14 protein-coding genes and 1 tRNA gene are annotated in these 19,718 nt (G+C 72.7%); 1 reads left to right on the forward strand and 14 read right to left on the reverse strand.

The window, feature by feature from the left end; translation table 11 throughout:
• Positions 1–14 precede the first annotated feature (14 nt).
• From QQZ13_RS03085 to QQZ13_RS03130, 10 genes are all read right to left on the reverse strand, one after another.
• Complete coding sequence (locus QQZ13_RS03085) at positions 15–1,568, reverse strand: FAD-dependent oxidoreductase (RefSeq protein ID WP_284527645.1); 1,554 nt, start codon at positions 1,566–1,568, stop codon at positions 15–17.
• Entirely contained in the window at positions 1,565–2,434 is an 870-nt protein-coding gene (locus QQZ13_RS03090) for an FAD:protein FMN transferase (protein ID WP_284527646.1), read from the reverse strand. Before QQZ13_RS03090 ends, QQZ13_RS03085 begins: the two co-directional genes overlap by 4 nt.
• The gene (locus tag QQZ13_RS03095; protein WP_284527647.1) at positions 2,434–2,916 is read right to left on the reverse strand and encodes a hypothetical protein; all 483 of its coding nucleotides are present in this window, start codon (positions 2,914–2,916) and stop codon (positions 2,434–2,436) included. Before QQZ13_RS03095 ends, QQZ13_RS03090 begins: the two co-directional genes overlap by 1 nt.
• Before the next feature lie 142 nt (positions 2,917–3,058).
• Positions 3,059–4,258, reverse strand: a complete 1,200-nt coding sequence (locus tag QQZ13_RS03100; RefSeq protein WP_284527648.1) for an HNH endonuclease signature motif containing protein — start codon at positions 4,256–4,258, stop codon at positions 3,059–3,061.
• Positions 4,225–4,500 carry a hypothetical protein gene (locus QQZ13_RS03105; RefSeq protein WP_284527649.1) on the reverse strand — a complete coding sequence of 92 codons (276 nt, stop codon included), beginning with the start codon at positions 4,498–4,500 and terminating at the stop codon, positions 4,225–4,227. Before QQZ13_RS03105 ends, QQZ13_RS03100 begins: the two co-directional genes overlap by 34 nt.
• A gap of 132 nt (positions 4,501–4,632) precedes the next feature.
• Positions 4,633–7,365: an HAD-IC family P-type ATPase gene (locus tag QQZ13_RS03110; protein WP_284527650.1), complete on the reverse strand. Its 2,733-nt coding sequence runs from the start codon at positions 7,363–7,365 to the stop codon at positions 4,633–4,635.
• Between the two features lie 10 nt (positions 7,366–7,375).
• Positions 7,376–8,407, reverse strand: coding sequence for a ribose-phosphate diphosphokinase (locus QQZ13_RS03115; RefSeq protein WP_284527651.1), 1,032 nt, complete (start codon positions 8,405–8,407; stop codon positions 7,376–7,378).
• The gene (gene glmU, locus QQZ13_RS03120; protein WP_284527652.1) at positions 8,382–9,854 is read right to left on the reverse strand and encodes a bifunctional UDP-N-acetylglucosamine diphosphorylase/glucosamine-1-phosphate N-acetyltransferase GlmU; all 1,473 of its coding nucleotides are present in this window, start codon (positions 9,852–9,854) and stop codon (positions 8,382–8,384) included. The genes QQZ13_RS03115 and glmU overlap by 26 nt, the downstream gene beginning before the upstream one ends.
• 1 nt (position 9,855) lies before the next feature.
• Positions 9,856–9,927 (reverse strand) — tRNA-Gln (locus QQZ13_RS03125).
• A gap of 122 nt (positions 9,928–10,049) precedes the next feature.
• Positions 10,050–13,673 carry a glycosyl hydrolase 53 family protein gene (locus QQZ13_RS03130; protein ID WP_284527653.1) on the reverse strand — a complete coding sequence of 1,208 codons (3,624 nt, stop codon included), beginning with the start codon at positions 13,671–13,673 and terminating at the stop codon, positions 10,050–10,052.
• Positions 13,674–13,883: 210 nt separating this feature from the next.
• Here QQZ13_RS03130 and QQZ13_RS03135 point away from each other — a divergent pair, with 210 nt between their 5' ends.
• Entirely contained in the window at positions 13,884–14,387 is a 504-nt protein-coding gene (locus tag QQZ13_RS03135) for a MarR family winged helix-turn-helix transcriptional regulator (RefSeq protein WP_284527654.1), read from the forward strand.
• Positions 14,388–14,431: 44 nt separating this feature from the next.
• Here QQZ13_RS03135 and QQZ13_RS03140 read toward each other — a convergent pair whose 3' ends face one another.
• The 4 genes from QQZ13_RS03140 to QQZ13_RS03155 form a co-directional block, all read right to left on the reverse strand.
• Positions 14,432–16,270: an ABC-F family ATP-binding cassette domain-containing protein gene (locus tag QQZ13_RS03140; protein WP_284527655.1), complete on the reverse strand. Its 1,839-nt coding sequence runs from the start codon at positions 16,268–16,270 to the stop codon at positions 14,432–14,434.
• 87 nt (positions 16,271–16,357) lie between these two features.
• Positions 16,358–17,677 carry a GNAT family N-acetyltransferase gene (locus tag QQZ13_RS03145; protein ID WP_284527656.1) on the reverse strand — a complete coding sequence of 440 codons (1,320 nt, stop codon included), beginning with the start codon at positions 17,675–17,677 and terminating at the stop codon, positions 16,358–16,360.
• Positions 17,678–17,689: 12 nt separating this feature from the next.
• A complete protein-coding gene (locus QQZ13_RS03150; RefSeq protein WP_284528026.1) occupies positions 17,690–18,625 on the reverse strand; it encodes a 4-(cytidine 5'-diphospho)-2-C-methyl-D-erythritol kinase in 936 nt (311 codons plus the stop codon).
• Positions 18,622–19,680: an aldo/keto reductase gene (locus QQZ13_RS03155; RefSeq protein WP_284527657.1), complete on the reverse strand. Its 1,059-nt coding sequence runs from the start codon at positions 19,678–19,680 to the stop codon at positions 18,622–18,624. The genes QQZ13_RS03150 and QQZ13_RS03155 overlap by 4 nt, the downstream gene beginning before the upstream one ends.
• Positions 19,681–19,718 lie beyond the last annotated feature (38 nt).

A 19,718-nucleotide genomic window follows, 5' to 3' on the forward strand; every position in this document is an offset into this window, starting at 1 on the left:
GCCGACGGTCGCGCTCAGTAGCCGGAGAAGGCGTCGGTGGTGATCGACCGGGCCTTGTCCAGCGCCGGCGCGAGCTCGGCGATCAGTCCCGGAGGGCCCGAGATGTAGGCGTGGCGCGTGGCGATGTCGGGGACGACCTGCAGGAGCCCCTCGGCGTCCAGCCGCACGCCGCGCGCCCAGCGCCAGTGCGCGGGCATCGCGTCGGGCTGGTCGCGCGTGAAGACGATGACGGGGATGCCGGAGTCCTCCAGCTCGGAGCGGAAGGCGAGCTCCTCGCTCCCCGATGCCACGTAGACGAACACCACGTCACGGTCCTCGCGGGCCAGACGCAGATGCCGCAGCTGCGAGACGAACGGCGTAACTCCGATGCCGGCCGCGACCATGAGGACGGGGCTGGAGGGCTTCGCGGGGAGCACGAAGTCGCCCCAGACTCCGGTGACCGGCAGCGACTGTCCGGGCTCGACGAGGGCGAGCGCCTTCTTGTAGGTCGACTGCGACCCTTCGCGGAGCGCGATGCGGACCGTCGGCAGCTCTTCGGGCGCCGAGACGATGCTGAACTCGCGCCGCGTCCCGCGGGCGTCGGGCTTGGGGTGGGCGACCTCCAGCTCCAGGTACTGTCCGGCCGCGAACCGGAAGCCCCGCCGGGCGCGGAAGACGAGTTCGCGCACGGTCGGCGTGAGGGCGACACGCTCGACGAGGGTGAGGCGCACGGCGGAGCGGAACGCGAAGGCGAAGGCGAGGAGGTTGCCGACGAGGAGTGCGCGCTCCTGTCCCAGGCTCACCTCTCCGAGGTCGATCGGCCATCCGGCCAGCACCCCCACCACGGCGGCGACCGCGAACTGCTGCCACCGTCGCGGCGGCAGCGTGAGCGGCTCGGACAGCATGAAGGCGCCGAGGAAGAGGAACGGCGAGGACCACAGCAGCTGCCAGAACACGGTTCCCGCATCGAAGTCGAGTCCCGCGCTCTGGTACTGGCTGACCGTGCGGGCGAAGCCGACGACGACGGCGATCACGAGGAAGACGAGGATCACGCGCACCTTCTCGGTGCGCAGCAGCACGACGAGCCCCGCGAGGATCACCGGTGCGGCGAGGTAGGGCGAACCGACCCACCACGCGGAGGATCCGAGGTCGGGGAGCCAGACGCTCAGCACGGTCAGGAAGGTCGCGCCGACCGCGGCGGGGTTGAAGACGTGCCGGCCCTGCCAGGCGAGCAGGTACTTCGAGGCGGAGGCGACGATCCCGGCGATCGCCAGGCCGACGAGACCGAGCGGCTCCAGGGTGGGGCGGAGCACGAACAGCAGGATGAGCGCGGTGATGAGCGTCGACTCCCAGCGCCACGCCTTGCCGAGCACCCGGTGGGCCACCGCGTCGGTGCCCGCGCAGGCGGCGCCGAGCACGGCCCAGGCGGCCAGCAGCTCCACCGCGGTGGGCGCCAGCACGCCGAAGAAGGAGAGCACGACGGCGATGGCGGCCAGCGCGACGAGCGAGAGGACGACGAGCCGGTACATCGACACGCGGCCGACGACGCCGTAGAGACGCGTCCACAGGGCGGTGAGGGAGGAGATCACGTGAACAACTCTGCCTTACAGTCGGGCGACCACTCCACGCGGCCGTCGGTGGTCATCCGGACCCAGTGGACGCCCCAGCGGTGGGCGAGTTCGGGCCCGCCCTCGAAGAAGAGGGCCGTGGCGACGGCGTCGGCAGTCATCGCGTCGGCGGCCAGCGCCCAGGTCGCCGCGACGGTGCGCACCGGCTGCCCGGTGCGGGCGTCGAGGACGTGGTGCAGTCCGTCGCCCCACGCGCGCCGATTGGTCGCCGAGGCGCAGAGGGCGGCGTCGGTGACCTCCCAGACCCCGATCGCCCGACGCGGATCGTAGGGGTGCTCGAGGCCGACCCGCTCGGGCCCGCCGCGCACGGCGAGGTCGCCGCTGGCGTCGACGACGACTCGGCCGTCGACCCAAGGGGCGATCTCGGCGAGCACGCGATCGACGAGGCGTCCCTTCCCGAGCGCGCCCACGTCGATCATCGCCGGCGACGACAGGCCGAGTCGTCCGCCGGACCACTCGAGGCGGCTGGTCCAGTCCCCCGGCGCCGGGCGCGCGCCGTGGTCGATGAAGCCGTAGCCGGGGTCGTATCCGCGCCCGGCCAGCGCGTCGCCCACGAGCGGGTTGACCGCACCGGCGGTGGCGGCCGACAGCTCCGCATAGGCATCGAGCATCGCGGCCGCGTCGGGCGGCGTGGGGACGGCACCGCCGCCCCGTGCCAGCGTCGTCACGAGCGAATCCTCGCGGAAGCGGGACCAGTCGCGGTCGAAGGCGTCGATGAGATCCCTCACCGACTCACGGATCGCCGCGGGAAGCGGCGTCGCCGTCTGGATCTCCCATGCAGTGCCGATCGCGGAGAAGGTCCACCGCGTGTCGGCGCCCGCGGTCATCAGGCGGCCGCTTCGGCCTTGATCGCGTCGATCGCCTCGTTGAAGCCGCCGCTGGTGAGGGAGGAGCCCGCCACGCGGGAGACCGAGATCTCGTCGATGTCCTTGCCGACCACGGCGTCCTGGATGCCGCCGATGAACTGCGACTGGTACTGCTCGGACTCGCTCTTGGTGGGGTTGCCCGTCACCTCGACGGCCGTGATGATGTCGTCGGCGAGCGTGACGGTGACGCTGATGGTCTCCACCGACTCGGGGGTCGCATACGAGCCGTCGGCCGTGTAGGTGCCGTCGGTGTAGGCGACGGACCCGCTCGACGAGCCGGTGTCGGTTGTGTCGGCAGCCTGGTCGGTGCTCGAGGCGCCGCTGCCGGCGTCGGTGTTCGCGGACGTGGTCCCGGCGCAGCCGGCGAGCACGGCGATGCCCAGAACGGACGCCGCGGCGGCGCCGACGCGCAGCTGGCGGGGAACGGCGGTGGTGCGGATCATGACTGGTCCTCCTTCTGTCGTGCCCCACCGCATCCGGTGTATCCGGCCGATCCGGCGGATCCGGGGGCATGGACAACGCTAGCGGCGCCGACACAGCAGGGAGCTTCGTGGAGGCTATGCGTTTGCAGTGAGCCGGGATGCGTCAGAACGGCGGTTCAGGACGGTGCCCCGGCGGCGATGCCGGCGGCCCAGGCCGGCGGGCTGCGTCGGGGCCGGTGCCAGGGTCGGGGCCGGTGCCGGGGTAGGTGTCGAGGCCGCTGCCAGAGTCGGTGGTGAGGCCGGGGTCCGGGTCGGGAACGAAGACGAGGGTCCGTGCAGGTCGGTCGGGGTAGTGCCTGCCGGTGGGGCTGGTCCAGTGCAGCACCCCGTCGGGGGTCTGTCTCACCCGCCAGGCGGAGTGGTGTTTCAGCGTGTGGTGCCGGCGGCACAGGTGCGCGAGGTTGGTGAGCTCGGTGGGGCCGTCGTGTTCGCGGGCGGTGGTGTGGTCGATGTCGCACCTTCGCACCGGGATCCGGCAGCCCGGGAATCGGCAGTGCTCGTCCCGCACCCGCAGCGCCCGCTTCAACTGGTCGGACGGCCGGTACCGGTCCACCGCGACCACGGTTCCGGTGACGGGGTGGGTGAGGACCCGGTCCCACCCGGTAGCGGTGCCCGCCAGCCGCAATGCCGTAGCTGTGTCGATCGGGGCGTGGCCGGTCAGCTCCGCCGGGGTGGTGTCGGCACCGAGCACGGTGAGTACCGGGACGCTGATCTGCACGTGCGCGACGATCGCGTGCGTCTCGGGGATCGACGCGTTCGAGACCTCGGGCGTCGCGTGCCCGGTCAACAGGAGATCCGCGAACACGTCGGCACGGACCTCATCGATCCCGCGGATGTCGTGCACCGTGGGCTCATCCAGCAACATCGCCTCGACGGCCGCATCATCACTTGCACCACGGCGCCCGTCGATGACCCGCCGGGCGTACCGGTCGAGGCGGTCGCGGATCCCGTGCGCCAGATGCGCCGGCAGCGTCGCGATCAGTTCCGCCATCCCGTCGTCGAGGTCCCGCACCCACACCGACCGCCCCTTCGCCGCCACGGCGTGCCGCTCCGCGAACGGCAGCGGATGCAGTCGCGCTGCGAGCAGCCGCACCGCCGGCCGCAACCGTCCGGGCGTCTCCCGCCGGGCCACCTCCAAGACGGCCTCCTCGAACACGGCGCGGGCCTCGTCGTCGTCGATCGGCTGCCCCGCCTCGACGATCACCCGCACGTGCGCCCGCGAGACGTCCCCGGCAGCGAGAGCGGCCCACGCCGCGGGGAACCGCTCCGTCAGCACCACCGCGTCGGACAGCTGCCGCTGCACCGTCCGATCCGACACTCGCAGCGCGGCGCCGAGCTGCGCCGCCATCGACCCCGCAGCGGGACATCCCGCACCCCCGACGGTCCCGGCACGTCCTCCTGCGCCCGCACCACCGCCACCGCCCGCGCCAGCACCGCCGCCTCACGGGCCTGCAGCGCCGCCATCCCGCGTCGGATCTCGACGAGCTCATCCACCACCGCATCCACGGCGTGAAGGTCCGCCGCGAGTGATCCGGTGTTCGTCATGCCCCCATCCTTCTCGGAGGCACCGACACCGACACCCACAAAGCCCCGGTCAGGGCCGCTTCCTGTGGACAACCCCGCCGGCACCCCACCTGGGGAGGAAACGCCACCTCCCGGACGCCAGGGAGACGACCGTCACGCGGTGCGTCGACGCAGCGCCTTCAGCCCCTCGACGGCCACGAAGATCACGACGGACAGGACGACGGGAGCGATCCAGCCGGTCACGCTCAACGGGCTCGATCCGAACAGGCCGTTCATGAACGGCACATAGGTGTAGACGAGCTGCAGGGCGATCAGCGCCGCAGCCGACCACCATACGACGGGGTTGCCGCGCAGCACGTCGACCGTGAAGCTCGAGCGCCCGAGGAAGCGGCAGTTGAGCAGGTAGGCGAGCTGCCCGAGCGCGAGCATCGCCACCGCCTGGGTGCGTGCGACCTCGACGGGGGCGCCTCCGGCCGTGGCGAGCCAGAACACCGCGAGGGTCGCACCACCGATGAGGAGCGACACGATGAGCACGAATCCGAGCTCGCGCGCGTTGATGAGCGTGCCGCCGGCTGCTCGCGGCGGGCGATCCATGATGCCCTTCTCCGCCGGCTCGTAGGCGAGCGCGAGCGACAGGGTCACCGCGGTCACCATGTTGACCCACAGCACCTGGACCGGGGTGAGCGGCAGCGTGAGCCCGAACACGATCGCGACGAGGATCACGAGCGACTGCGCGCCGTTGGTCGGCAGCAGGAAGACCACCGACTTGCGCAGATTGTCGTAGATGCGCCGCCCCTCGCGGATGGCGCTGCGGATCGTGGCGAAGTTGTCGTCGGCCAGGACGATCTCCGCCGCCTCCTTCGTCGCCTCCGTGCCCTTGATGCCCATCGCCACGCCGACGTCGGCGCGCGTCAGCGCGGGGGCGTCGTTCACCCCGTCGCCGGTCATCGCGACGACTTCGCCGTGCGCCTGCAGCGCCCGGACGATGCGGATCTTGTGCTCGGGGCTCGTGCGCGCGTAGACGTCGACGTCGCGGGCGACGGCCTTCAGCTGCTCCTGGCTCATGGCCTCCAGCTCGGCGCCGGTGAGCACGTGCACGTCGTCGCCGGAGGCGAGCCCCATCTCCCGGCTGATCGCGAGGGCCGTCCCCGCGTGGTCGCCCGTGATCATCTTCACCCGGATGCCGGCGCGGTGGCAGTCGGCGATCGCGGTGATGGCCTCGGGGCGCGGCGGGTCGAGGATCCCCCAGAGCCCGAGGAACTCGAGGTCCACCAGGTCGTCGATGTCCAGCCGGTCCGAGCGGGTGGGCGTGCGGGCGGCCGCGAGCACCCGCAGCCCCTCGCCGCTGAGCTCGTCGATCGCGCTCTCCCAGAAGACGCGGTCGAGAGGTTCGCTGCCGGCCGTGCCCCGCTGGGTGAGCGAGCGATCGAGGAGCCGGTCCGGGGCCCCCTTGACGAGGATCGCCCGGGCGCCGTCGGCGGACTCGTTGAGGGTCGCCATGAACTTGTTCGCCGAGTCGAACGGGACGACGCCGATGCGGCGCGGCCGGGACTCCGGTCGCACGCCGCCCTTCATCGCGACGACCTTCAGCGCGCCCTCGGTCGGCTCCCCCACCAGCGTCCAGCCCGATCCGTCCTCCGCGCGGACGATGTGGGCGTCGTTGCACAGGTCGGCGACGGCCAGGAGCGCGCGCACGTCGCCCCCGAGCGCGCCCGCCTGGGCCGTGCCCGCGTCCCCTCCGCCGGCTGGCCCGTCGCCGCCCTCGGGGGTGATCGCACCGTCGGGGTCGTAGCCGAGTCCCGCTGCGGAGTACCGCCCGACGGGGGTGATCAGCCGCCGCACGGTCATCTCGTTCCGGGTGAGCGTGCCCGTCTTGTCGGAGCACACCGTGGTCACCGACCCGAGCGCCTCGACGGCGGGGAGCTTGCGGGTGATCGCGTTGCGGCGCGCCATCTGCTGCACGCCGATCGCGAGGGTGATGGTGACGAGAGCGGGCAGGCCCTCGGGGATCGCCGCGACCGCGAAGCCGATCGTCGCCGAGACGAGCTCGCCCACGGGCATGCGGTGGACGAAGCGCCCGATGAGCATCATGAGCACCGCCATCCCGAGGATGACGAGGGTGAGCACCTTGCCGAACTGGGCGAGCTGCTTCGTCAGCGGCGTCTGGAGCGACCCCGCCTCGCCGACCAGCGTCTGGATGCGGCCGATCTCGGTCGACGCGCCGGTGGCCGTGACGATCCCGCGGCCCTGCCCGGCGGACACGATCGTGCCCGAGAACGCCATCGACGCACGGTCCCCGACGCCGGCGTCCTCGGCGACCGGCGAGGTCGCCTTCGACGACGGCACGGATTCGCCGGTGAGCGCCGCCTCCTCGATGCGCAGCTGATGGGTCTCGATGAGGCGGACGTCGGCGGGCACCTTGTCTCCGGGCGCGAGTCGCACGACGTCGCCGGGGACGAGGTCGGCGGCCGCGATCGTCGCCCAGCGACCGTCCCTGCGCGCCTGGGCATCGGAGGAGAGCATGCCGCGGATGCCGGCCAGCGCCTTCTCTGCGCGTCCCTCTTGAAGGAAGCCGATGACGGCGTTGATGATCGCGACCGCCATGATGACCCAGAAGTCGAGCCAGTCGGCCATGATCGCCTTGATCGCCGCCGCTCCCAGCAGGATGTAGATCAGCGTGTCGTTGAAGTGACCGAGGAACCGCAGCCACGCCGGCGTGCGCGCGGGCTCCGGGAGCAAGTTGCGGCCGGCGACCGCGAGCCGGGCGGCCGCGTCGTCGGCGGTGAGGCCGCCGGCGTCGGTGCGCAGCTGTGCCGCCACGTCGTCCACGCTGCGCGCGAAGGGGCGCGCGACGTCCAGATCGGCCTCGGTGAGCGGTGAGACCATCTCGGAACTCCTACGCGGCGCCGTCGAACATGCTCGTGACCGAGCCGTCCTCGAAGACCTCCTTGATCGCGCGGGCCAGCAGCGGCGCGATCGGGAGGATGGTGAGGCCGGGGAAGATCTTCTCGGGCGGCAGCGGCACCGTGTCGGTCACCACGACCTCGTCGATGGCCGGATCCTGCAGGCGCGTGCTCGCGGGGTCGCTGAAGATGGCGTGGGTGGCGGCGACGATGACGCGCTCGGCGCCGTCGTTCTTCAGCGCCTGCGCGGCCTTGACGATCGTGCCGCCGGTGTCGATCATGTCGTCGACGAGCAGGCACACCCGCCCCGCCACGTTGCCGACGATGTCGTTGACCGTCACCTGATTGGCCACGTTCGGATCGCGGCGCTTGTGGATGATCGCCAGCGGTGCGTCGAGGCTGTCGGACCACGTGTCGGCCACGCGCACGCGTCCGGTGTCGGGAGACACGACCGTGAGCTTCGCGCGGTCTTCCGGCGACAGGCTCTTCTCGAAGTAGTCGAGCAGCACCGGCTTGGCGAACAGGTGGTCGACGGGTCCGTCGAAGAAGCCCTGGATCTGGGCGGCGTGCAGATCCACGCTCATCACGCGGTCGGCGCCGGCGGTCTTGAGGAGGTCCGCGACGAGCCGGGCGCTGATCGGCTCGCGCCCGCGCCCCTTCTTGTCCTGTCGCGAGTAGGGGTAGTACGGCGCGACCACCGAGATGCGCTTGGCCGACGCGCGCTTGGCGGCGTCGAGCATGATGAGCAGCTCCATGAGCCACTCGTTGACCGGCGGGCCGAAGGACTGGATGAGGAAGATGTCGCAGCCGCGGATCGACACCTCGAACCGCGTGAGGATCTCGCCCGAGGCGAAGGTGCGGTGCTCGGTAGGGACCAGCGACGAGCCGAGCTCGTCGGCGACCTGCTGCGCGAGCTCGGGGTGAGAGCTGCCCGCCGCGACGACGAGCCGCTTCTTCGTCTTGACGACGAGTCCGGGGGCGATGTCGTCCCGCTCGATCTCAGTCGCCTTCTTCTTGCGCGCCATCGTCCGCTTCCTGTGCGGACCGTGCACGTGCGGCGGCTGCTGCCGCCGCGGTGCCCGGTCGGTGGTTCTCGACCCACCCCTCGACGTTGCGCTGAGGGGTCACGCTCAAAGCCAGCGCTCCGGCGGGGACGTCCTTGCGGATGACCGCGCCGGCGCCGGTCTTGGCGCCATCTCCGATCCTAACGGGCGCGACGAACACGTTGTGCGAGCCCGAGTGGACCTCGTCGCCGATCTCGGTGCGGTGCTTGGTCAGGTCGTCGTAGTTGGCGGTGATCGCGCCGGCGCCGAGGTTGACGCCGCGACCGATCGTGGTGTCCCCGATGTAGGACAGGTGCGGGACCTTGCTGCCCTCGCCGATCGTGGAGTTCTTCGTCTCCACGAACGTGCCGATCTTGCCGTGCGCGGCCAGCTGCGTGCCGGGACGGAGATAGGCGAAGGGACCGACGGTGGCGCCCGCGCCGATGACGGCCAGCGTCGCATCTGTCCGTCGGACGACCGCACCCTCCCCCACTTCGCAGTCCTCGAGCGTCGTGTCGGGTCCGACGACCGCCCCCGAGGCGATCGCCGTCGCGCGCAGGATGTGCGTGTTCGGCAGCACCGTGACGTCGGGGGCGAGGGTGGCGGTGACGTCGATCCAGGTGGTGGCCGGGTCCTGCACCGTCACTCCGGCGAGCTGCCAGCGCCGGACCGTGCGGGCGTTCAGCAGGCGCCCCGCCTCGGCCAGCTGCGCCCGATCGTTCACGCCCAGCGTCAGCGACACGTCGGCGACGACGGAGGCCGCGACGCCCCGGCCGTCGGCGCGCAGCAGTCCGATCACATCGGTGAGGTACTTCTCGCCCTGCGCGTTGTCGGTGCCGACCCGCGAGAGCTGCGTGCGCAGCTCCGCGGCCCGGAAGACGTACACGCCCGCGTTGATCTCGCGGACGGCGGCCTCGTCGGAGGTGGCGTCCTTCTGCTCGGCGATGCGGGCGACGGCGTCCGCCTCGTCGCGGATGATGCGTCCGTATCCGGTGGGGTCGTCGACCAGGGCGCTCATGAGCGTCGCCGCCGCGGCCCCGGCGCGGTGCTCGCGCACGAACGCGGTGAGGGTGTCGGCGTCGAGGAGCGGCACGTCGCCGCTCAGCACGAGGACATCGCCCTCGAAGCCGGGCAGGTGCTCCAGCGCGATCTCGACCGCGCGACCGGTTCCGGGGACCTCGTCCTGATCGACGACGACGACCTCCGGCGAGACGCCGAGCACGGCGTCTGCCACCTGATCGCGCTCGTGCCGCACGACGACGAGGACATGGGCCGGGGCGAGGTCGCGCGCGGTGTCGAGCACGTGCCCCACGAGCGGGCGCCCGCCGATGCGGTGGAGGACCTTCGGCAGGGAGGAGCGCATGCGCGTACCCTGCCCGGCCGCGAGGATCACCACGGCCAGAGCGGGATCGAGAGTGTTCTGCGTCATGCTCCGCCGCCAGGACTCGAACCTGGACCTCACAGCTCCAAAGGCTGTCGTGCTGCCATTACACCACGGCGGACCACGGCCACCCGGGTCCGCACGTGGTGCCCACGTGGTCCGCCGGAGCGGGGCCGCACGTCAAGTCTGCCACGGGCGACCCCGCTCGCCCGGGCGCGGGAGCGGGGTCGCCGAGCCCGCCGCCTACTTCGTCACGCGCACCGTCAGATCGGCGCTCGTGGTCGTCCCGGCGGCGTTCACGAACTCGACGCGGTAGACGTGGGTCCCCTTGGCGGCCGCGGTCACGGCGAGCGACGCCTGCTGGGCCGCGGGGGTGCGCGCGGTCAGCGCGCCCTCCTTCACGAGCGCGCCGTCCTGGAAGAACCGGAACGAGGTCGCGTTGGTCCCCCACCACATGTTCGCCGTCACGGTGTAGCGGCCGTCGCCGTCGTGGTTGTCGTGGCTGAGCACCGGCTTGCCCGGGGCGGCGGCGGTGACGCTCACCGTGATGGGGGCCAGGGTCGTCTCCCCCTGCGTGTTGGACAGCACCGCGCTGTACCGGTAGGTGCCGTTCGCGCGCCCGGAGACGGGCACCGCGGCGTACTGCGCCGCTGTCCCGCGGGCCGTGAGCGGCACGGTCGCGAGGAGAGCGCCGTTCTCGTACAGCCGCAGCGACGAGGCGTTCTGCCCCCACCACAGGTTCATCTTCACCGTGTAGTCGCCGTCGAGGAGGCCGGTGTCCCAGCCGTTGTCGTGCGAGAGCACTCCCCGCGCCGGAGCCGCGGTGGCCTCGTCGGCGTCGCGGCGCACGAGCCGGGCAGCGGCGTCGTCGAGCGCGGCCCGCGCCGCCGCGACGGCCGTCGCGGTCGGCCAGTCCGCAGCCGCGACGACACGCGCACGCGCGACGGCGTCGGGCAGCGAGGCGGACGACCAGGCGGTGTAGTCCGCGAGGTCGAGGGCGGCGAGGTCGTCGGCCCGCGCCGCGAGAGCGCCCGTGTCGATCCGCTCGCCGGCGCGGGTGAGGCGGATCTCGTCGATCGTGCCCCACGCGCCCGCCGACAGGGAGAACGACGCCGACACCGTCAGGACCCCGTCGGCGCCCACGGCGACCAGCGGAGTGGTCGCGGTGCGCCACGCCTGCCAGCCGGCCAGCTCGAGGGGTGCCGACACCGTTCCCGCCGCGCTCGTCGCCCGCAGGGTGGCGGTGTCGGCAGGGCTCTCGCCGTCGCCCTGGACCGTCGCGGAGAGCGTGTACGTGCCCGGTGCCACGCCCGAGATCCGCTGCGTGACCGCGAACGCGTACGCCGTGTCGAGCCAGAAGCTCACAGCACGGCCGCCCGCGGCGGCGTCGGCCGTCGCGCCGATGCCGGCGCCGCTGCCGGTCACGCTCCACATCGAGACGTCCGTGGATTCGAACCCGGGGTTCGCGACCCACTGCCGCGGCGTCACGGTCACCGTCGCCGCGGCGGCGAGGCCGGCCTCGGTCGTGCCCGGGATCTCGTAACGCCCCGATCCCGCGATCGCGTCGACGGCCGCGGACCACTCGACGTCCTGGTCGGCGCGGACGCCGTTCCAGCGCCGCACCTGCACCGTCGCCGGAAGCGCGATCGGGGATCCCTCGACGACCGTCAGCGTCACCGGCAGCACGGTCGGTGCGGGCTCCTCGCCCACGAGCTCCAGCGCGGCCCAGGCGGCCTCCAGCGCCGCGAGGGCGGCGTCGACCTTGGCCTGCGACGGCGCCGCGGACCCCAGGACGACGTCCGCGATCTCGAGGGCCGCATCGAGCGCGACGAGCGACTCCGCCGTCACCGCCTCCCGGTCGAGAGCCTCCGAGCGATCGACGAGGTCCGCCAGAGCCGACGTGTCGGCCCCGGCCGCCTCGCGCGTGAGGACGACGTCGTCGATGGTCCCCCAGGCGCCGGCCGGCAGCGTGGCCGAGATCGTCACCGTCGCCGTGCCGCCCGCCGCGACGGCGACCGGCTCGGTGACCGGCGTCGACCAGTTGCGCCAGCCGTTCAGCTCGAACGGCGCGGAGGCCTCCGCCCCGCCTGCGGCAGCGAGGGTGATCCGCACGTCGCTCGACGCGTTCTCGCCGTCGCCCTGCAGCGAGGCCGACGCCGTGTACGAGCCGGCGGGAAGGCCGGTGACGCGCTGCGTCAGCGTGTAGCTGAAGGCGGAGCCGGAGTAGAAGTGGGCCGACCGCGTCCCCGACCGGGGATCGTCGGTCGCCCGCAGCGTCAGAGCGGTGCCGGTGCGCGTCCACATCGAGACGTCCGCCTCCTCGAAGCCGGCGTTGCGCAGGAGGTTGACGGCGGTCACCGTGACGGTCGCCGTGGTCGTGCGACCGGACGCCGTCTCGCCCGCGATCCGGTACACGCCGGGACCGGAGATGTACTCGGCCGCGGCGGACCACGTGACCGCCTCCGCCTCGGTGGTGCCGTCGTTGTAAGTGATCGTCACGGTCACCGGGAGCGCGATGTCCGCGCCGTCGGCGACGGTGAGCGCCGGCTGCTCGACCGCGGTCACCTCGCGCGGGGCGATCGCTCCCGTGCGCGCGTAGGAGAACACGCGGAGGGACTCCAGCGGCGTGCCGTCGAAGGCGAAGAGCGCCTGGTTGTCCCACGCCGAGCCGCCGTACCACTCGCCCGCGTCGTCGGGGTCGTACTCGGCGGCGTAGCTCGACGCCCATCCCGACCCGTCGCGCTCCCAGAGCGCCCGGTTCTGGGCGAGCTCCGACGGCGGTCCCACCGGCAGCCAGGCGGGCTCCCAGTAGAAGACGCCGATGCCGGCATCGCCGACGTCGGCGACGGCCTGGACGACGTCGCGGACGGCCGTGGCCTGCCCCTGCACGCTGATCGGGTACTGGGTGGCCTCGGACGCGAGATCGATCGTGTTGCCGTGTCCGTCGCCGTCCTCGAGGGTCGATGCCCAGCTGGTCTCGGCGACCATGACCTTCTTCCCGTACGTGTCGGCGACGTGCGAGAGCACGGCGGTGAGATTGCCGAGCGAGCCGTGCCAGTACGGGTAGTACGACGACGCGAACACGTCGTAGTCCACCCCGGCGGCGTCGAGGTTCGCCGCGTAGCCGGCGTACCGGCCCGAGGTCTCGGGATTCGTGAAGTGCAGGGCGACGAGTGCGTCGGGGAAGACGCTGCGCACCGCGGCCGAGCCGGCGGCGAAGATCTGCGTCATGCCCGTCCACCCGGTGACCCCGGCGACGCCGTTGTTGGTCTCGTTGCCGACCTGGACCATCTCCACGTCGACTCCGGCCGCGGCGAACTCCTCGAGTGCCGCCGTCGTGTACTCCTCCACGGCGACGGCCTTCTCGGCGACGCTCAGCGCGGCCCAGGCCTTCGGCGCCTTCTGCTTGGCCGGATCGGCCCAGAAGTCCGAGTAGTGGAAGTCCACCAGCACGCTGAGCCCGGCGGCCGTCGCGCGTTCGCCGATCTCCACCGCGCGCGCGACGTCCACGTCGCCGCCGCCGTAGCCGTTGCCCTCGGCGTCGAACGGGTCGTTCCACACCCGCACCCGGACGTCGGTGATGCCATGGTCGGCGAGGACCTCGAAGAGGTCGGCGGGCTCCCCCGCCTCGTCGCGGAACACGACCCCGGACTCCTCCAGCGAGAGGACCGAGGAGACGTCGACGCCGCTGCGGAAGCCGTCGGGCAGGTTCTCGACCTTCTGGACGACGATGCCCGCCTCGACGGGGCCGTCGTCGGCCCGGGCGGCGGGCGCGCTCAGCAGGGCGGTGCCGACGGCCACGACGGCGGAGACGGCGACGATGCGCCGGCGGGCGTCGCGAGCGGGGCGGGGGTGGGGGTGCGACATGACAGAGATCTCCTTCGATCCAGGTGCGCATCGCGGCGCGCGCGACGGGCGTCACCCTACTGTTACCGGTCACAGTCTCCCCGGCGACTCCGACGCCGGAAAGGGCTCTCCCGCATTCGTTACCGAACTGAGACCGGTAACAGGGCCACCGATCCCGGTCGGCCGGCGCACGACGCCGCACGCCCGCGAGCGAACCGCGATAATGACGGAGTGACCCCCGAGCACGACGAGGTCGACCGCATCGTCGACGCGTGGATGACCCAGCGTCCCGATCTCGACTTCTCCCCGCTGGAGGTGCTGTCGCGCGTCGACCGCCTCTCCCGCCACCTCGACCGCGCGCGGCGCGAGGCCTTCCGGCGCAGCGAGCTCGAGCCCTGGGAGTGGGACGTGCTCTCCGCGCTGCGCCGCGCGGGAGAGCCCTTCCAGCTCAGTCCCAAGCAGCTGCTGCAGCAGACGCTCGTCTCGAGCGGAACGATGACCAACCGCATCGATCGCCTCGTCGGCCGCCGCCTCGTGCGGCGCGAGGCCGACCCCGCCGATGGCAGGAGCGTGCTCGTCACCCTCACCGACGACGGCCGCACCCGTGTCGACGCGGCCATCACCCGCCTCGTCGACGCCGAGGCCCTGCTGCTGGCGATGCTCTCCCGCAACGACCGCGAGCGGCTCGCGGGGCTCCTGCGCAAGCTCAGCCTCGGCTTCGACGCCTCGCGCTGAGGCTCAGCAGCCCAGCTTCCAGCGGCGCGGGGAACGCCGGCGACTCAGGACTCCAGCTGCTCCGACAGCTCCAGCCATCGCTCCTCGAGCGCCGCGATCTCCTCGTCGACGGCGCCGATCGCCCGCATCTTCTCGCCGATGCCCACGTAGTCCGACTGGTCGTGGTCGGCGAGCGCCGTGCGATCGGCGTCGACCTGCGCGGTGAGCTTCGACAGCCGACGCTCGAGCGCCTGCAGCTCCTTCTGCGCGGACCGGCGGTCGGCCCCCGCCAGTTCGGGTGCCGCCGGCGCGGCGGTCCCGTGGGGGGTGGCCGCCGCCGCGGCCGGGATGCCGTCGGGCACGCCGCCCGCCTGCTGCGCGCGCCGCAGCCGCACGTACTCGTCGATGCCGCCGGGGAGGTGTCGCAGGTGCCCGTTCATCACGGCGTACTGCTGGTCGGTGACGCGCTCCATGAAGTAGCGGTCGTGGCTGACCACCAGCAGCGTGCCCGCCCAGGCGTCCAGGAGCTCCTCGATCGCGGCCAGCATGTCGGTGTCGAGGTCGTTCGTGGGCTCGTCGAGGATGAGGACATTGGGCTGATCGAGGAGGATCAGGAGGAGCTGCAGGCGGCGCTTCTGCCCGCCCGAGAGGTCCTTCACCGGCGTCGAGAGCTGCGCCGACGAGAAGCCCATGCGCTCCAGGAGCTGACCGGGGGTGAGCTCCTGCGCCTTGGATCCCGTGCCGAACTCGTAGGTGGTGCGCAGCCGTCCGACGACGACGCGCACGGGCTCGTCGAGGTGGGGGTCGAGCTCGTCCATCCGCTGGGTGAGTGTGGCCACGCGCACCGTCTTGCCGCGCTTGACGCGACCGCTCGTCGGCTCGACGGTCCCGGCGACCAGCCCCAGGAGCGTCGATTTGCCGGCGCCGTTGACGCCGAGGATGCCGGTCCGCTCCCCCGGGGCGATCCGCCACTCCACGTCGCGCAGCACCTCCCTGGTCCCGCCCGTGTCGGTGGGATACGCCACTCCCGCGTCGAGGAGGTCCACCACGTCCTTGCCGAGCCGGGCGACGGCCAGCGACTGGAGCGAGACGCGGTCCCGCAGCTCGGGGACGTCGGCGATCAGCGCGTTGGCCGCGTCGATGCGGAACTTCGGCTTCGCGGTGCGCGCCGGCGCGCCGCGGCGCAGCCAGGCGAGTTCCTTGCGGGCGAGGTTCTGGCGGCGCGCCTCGATCGAGGCCGCCTGACGGTCGCGCTCCACCCGCTGGAGGATGTAGGCCGCGTAGCCGCCCTCGAACGGGTCGACGATGCGGTCGTGCACCTCCCACGTGCGCGTGCAGACCTCGTCGAGGAACCAGCGGTCGTGCGTGACGACGAGCAGCGCACCGGCGCTCGGCGACCAGCGGCGCTTCAGGTGCTCGGCCAGCCATGCGACGGCCTCGACGTCGAGGTGGTTGGTCGGCTCGTCGAGCGCGAGCACGTCCCAGTCGCCGGCCAGGAGGGCCGCCAGCGCCACGCGGCGGCGCTGGCCGCCGGAGAGGCCGGCGAGCGTCCCGTGCCAGTCGAGGTCTCCGACGAGGCCCGAGATGACGTCGCGGACCGCAGCATCGCCCGCCCACTCGTGCTCCGGCCGGTCGCCGACGACGGCCTCGGCCACCGTGAGGTCGTCGGAGAGCACGTCGGCCTGATCCAGCATGCCGATCCGCACGCCTCCGCGCACGGTGACGCGACCGGAGTCCGGTTCGCGCCGACCGGCCAGCATCGCCATGAGGCTCGACTTTCCGTCGCCGTTGCGGCCGACGATGCCGATGCGGTCGCCCTCGTCGACCCCCAGCGAGACGCCGTCGAAGACGACCTTGGTGGGGTATTCGAGATGGAGGGCCTCGGCCCCGAGAAGATGTGCCATGTCGCCTTCCAGGCTAGGCGGTGCCGAGCCTCCCCCGCGCCGCACGGCTCCCGGGCGACCGCCCTCGTCGCCCGGACCGGAGGTGCGTCAGTACCAGAAGCCGAGGCTCGGCGCCTGCGTGCCGGCGAACAGGCGGGTGACCCGGGACGGGTCGTCGGTGTGCAGGCGCCCCGCGCGGGCCAGGGTGGACGGCGAGACGCCGCCGAGGAGGATCGCCGACAGCTCCGCCACGCCGAGACGGACGCGGAGCGGGTCGTCGCCGGCCGCGCCCGCGTCGAGCACGCGTGCCGTGCCGTCCGGCTCCGTCCGAAGGACCACCGGACCTGTGGCGATCCCGAGCGGATCGTCGATCTCCAGCACGATCTCGTCGGCCACGGCGTAGCACCGCGCCTCGAGTGCTGCTGCGGGGTCGAGCACCCGCACGTACTGGTGGTCGCGCACGGTGATGGTCGCCGCACGCTGGTCGGCGATCATCCACCACAGCGGCTCGTCCACCGACAGCTCCCCGGCACGGATGGTGCCGATGAGGTCCATCGAGAGGAAGAACCGCCAGAGCCCGGAGTAGGCGGCGTCGGTGGCCGCCAGGAGCAGGTCGAGGTCGATCGTGGACGCGGCGAAGTCGTCGTGGTTCTCGGCGACGCGGTAGAGCGCGAGGCCCTCCACGGCGCCCGCGGGCGAGCGGTACTGCACGACGCGGAGGGCCTCCGCCTTCTCGGCGTCCGGTCGCGTGCCGAAGAAGCGGTCCCAATGACCGCCCGGCATGTCGATCTCGCCCGGCGTCGCGGCCCGCACCCGGTCGTGGAGGGCCTCGGCGAGCGCGCGTCCCTCCTCGCGGGTGATGAAGTCGATGCGGCCCGCCTCGGGGGCGTCCGGCCCGCGCCAGCCGGCCCGGCGCACGTCGATCCGCCAGTGCGCGGCCGACGCTGCCGGTGCGAACCCGAAGCGGCCGTAGATGCCCGACTCGCTGACGGTGAGGACCGCGACGGCGAAGCCGGCCGCCGCCGCCGTCCGCAGCTCGCCCGCCATGAGGGTCCGCAGGAGACCGCGACGGCGGTGGGTCGGGGCGACGGTGACGGAGCTGATCGCGCAGGCGGTCGCCGCGCCGCCGGGCACGGTCAGCCGGGTCCCCCACGAGGCGAAGGTGGCGACGGGCACCTCGGGGTGCGGCGCATCCGCGTCGAAGACGCCGAGCTTGCGCCGGTAGGCGCCCCGGTCGAAGAAGGCCTGGCGCTGGGTGTCGTTGCGCTCCCCGTCGAGGAACCCGCGGGAGACCGCGTCGAGCCAGGCGTCGACCTCCGCGCGCGACGCGTCGTCGACACGGCGCACGTCCAGGCGCTGCGCGGCGAGCTGCGCGCTCAGCTCGGCGTCGAGGGGGGCGTCGTGGAAGGAGGTGTCGAGGTCGGTCACGGGGCTCTCCGCTCAGTCGATCGTCAAGATGCGCGCGCCGGCGACGGGGCCGTGCGCCGCGGTCGCCGCATGTCCGCGGTCGCCGAGGCTGCGCGCGAGGTCGGCGGCCGACCGCTCGTCGGACGCCAGGAAGGCGACGGTGGGACCAGACCCCGACACGAGACCGGCGAGCGCTCCGAGTCCCACGCCCTCGTCCAGGAGCGCGCCGAGCTCGGGGCGGCGGCGCACCGCCACCTCCTGCAGGTCGTTGCGCGTGGCCGCCGCCAGCGCCGTCGGGTCTGCTCCGCGCAGCGCGTGCAGCACCGCCGGGTCGACGGCGGGCACGCCCCGTGCCGGGGCGATGTCGGCTTCGGCGCGCAGCGCATCCAGTCCCGCGTACGCCTCGGGAGTGGACAGCCCCTCCACGTGGGTGACGAAGACCCAGTCGAAGCGCCCGCGCACGAGGGCGGGCGCGAGCTCGTCGCCGCGGCCGGTGCCCACGGCCGTGCCGCCGCGGAGGGCGAACGGGACATCGGCGCCCAGCTGGGCACCCAGCGCATGGAGCTCGGCCGTCGACAGCCGCCCGTCGAGCAGCTCGTTCACCGCCACGAGCGCGGCGGCGGCATCGGCCGACCCGCCGCCCATGCCGCCGGCGACGGGGACGCCCTTGTGCACCTCCAGGTGCACGCCGCCGTCCCAGCCGAGCTCGCGCGCCACCAGGCGGGCGGCACGCACGGCGAGGTTGCGGTCGTCGAGCGGCACGCCGCTGACGTCGACGTCGCCCGTGACCGCGATGGTGAAGTCGTCGGAGATCGTCGCCCACACGTCCTCGTGCATCGAGACGGCCTGATAGACGGACGCGACGTCGTGGTAGCCGTCGGGCTGCACCTCGCCGACCTCGAAGAAGACGTTGACCTTGCCCGGTGCACGCACGTGCACCCGGCGCTCGGAGACGCGGCTGAGGCTCACTCGGTCGGCGCCCACAGGGTGTCGATGCCGGCGGCGATCACGTCGATGCGCTCGAGCTCCTCGGCGTCGAAGGCGGGACCGTCCAGCGCGGCGAGGTTCTCGTCGAGCTGCTCGGGACGCGAGGCGCCGATGAGCGCGGAGGCGACGACGCCGTCGCGCAGCACCCACTGCAGGGCCATCTGCGCGAGGGTCTGGCCGCGCTCGCGGGCGATGACGTCGAGCGAGCGCAGCGCCGCCAGCGCGCTGTCGGTCAGGCGGTCGCCGGCCAGCGACGATCGCTGCTGGGAGCGCTCGGAGGTGCCGTCGCCGAGGTAGCGACTGGTGAGCAGGCCCTGGGCGAGCGGGACGAAGGCGATCGCGCCCATCCCCTCCTGAGCGAGGAGGCCCGTGAGACCGTCCTCGATCCAGCGGTCCAGGATCGAGTACGACGGCTGGTGGATCACGAGGGGCGTGCCCAGCGACCGGGCGATCGCCGCCGCCTCCGCCGTCTGGGTCGGGCTGTAGGACGAGATGCCCGCGTAGAGCGCCTTGCCCTGGCGGACGAGCGTGTCCAGCGCACCGATGGTCTCCTCCAGCGGCGTCACCGGGTCGAAGCGGTGGGAGTAGAAGATGTCGACGTAGTCCACGCTCATGCGGGTCAGGGACTGCTCGGCGCTGGCCAGCAGGTACTTGCGGGACCCCCACTGCCCGTAGGGCCCGTCCCACATGTCGTAGCCGGCCTTGGAGGAGATGATGAGCTCGTCGCGGTACGGCGCGAAGTCCTCGCGCATCATGCGGCCGAAGTTCGTCTCCGCGGAGCCGTACGGCGGGCCGTAGTTGTTGGCGAGGTCGAAGTGCGTGATGCCCCGGTCGAAGGCGTGGCGCAGCAGCGCGCGCTGACCGTCGAACGGGAAGTTGTCGCCGAAGTTCCACCACAGCCCGAGCGAGATCGGCGGCAGGTACAGACCGCTGGATCCCACCTGCCGGTACGCGGTGGACGAGTAGCGGTCGGCGGCCGCGGCGTAGGGACGGTGGAGGTCTCCGCCACGGGACGGCGGGAAGCGGTTGTCGGTCACTCACCCAGGCTAGCGACCCGCTCCCACCCCGACCACGG

Source organism: Microbacterium sp. T2.11-28 (assembly GCF_950097975.1).
Classification (GTDB): Bacteria; Actinomycetota; Actinomycetes; order Actinomycetales; family Microbacteriaceae; genus Microbacterium.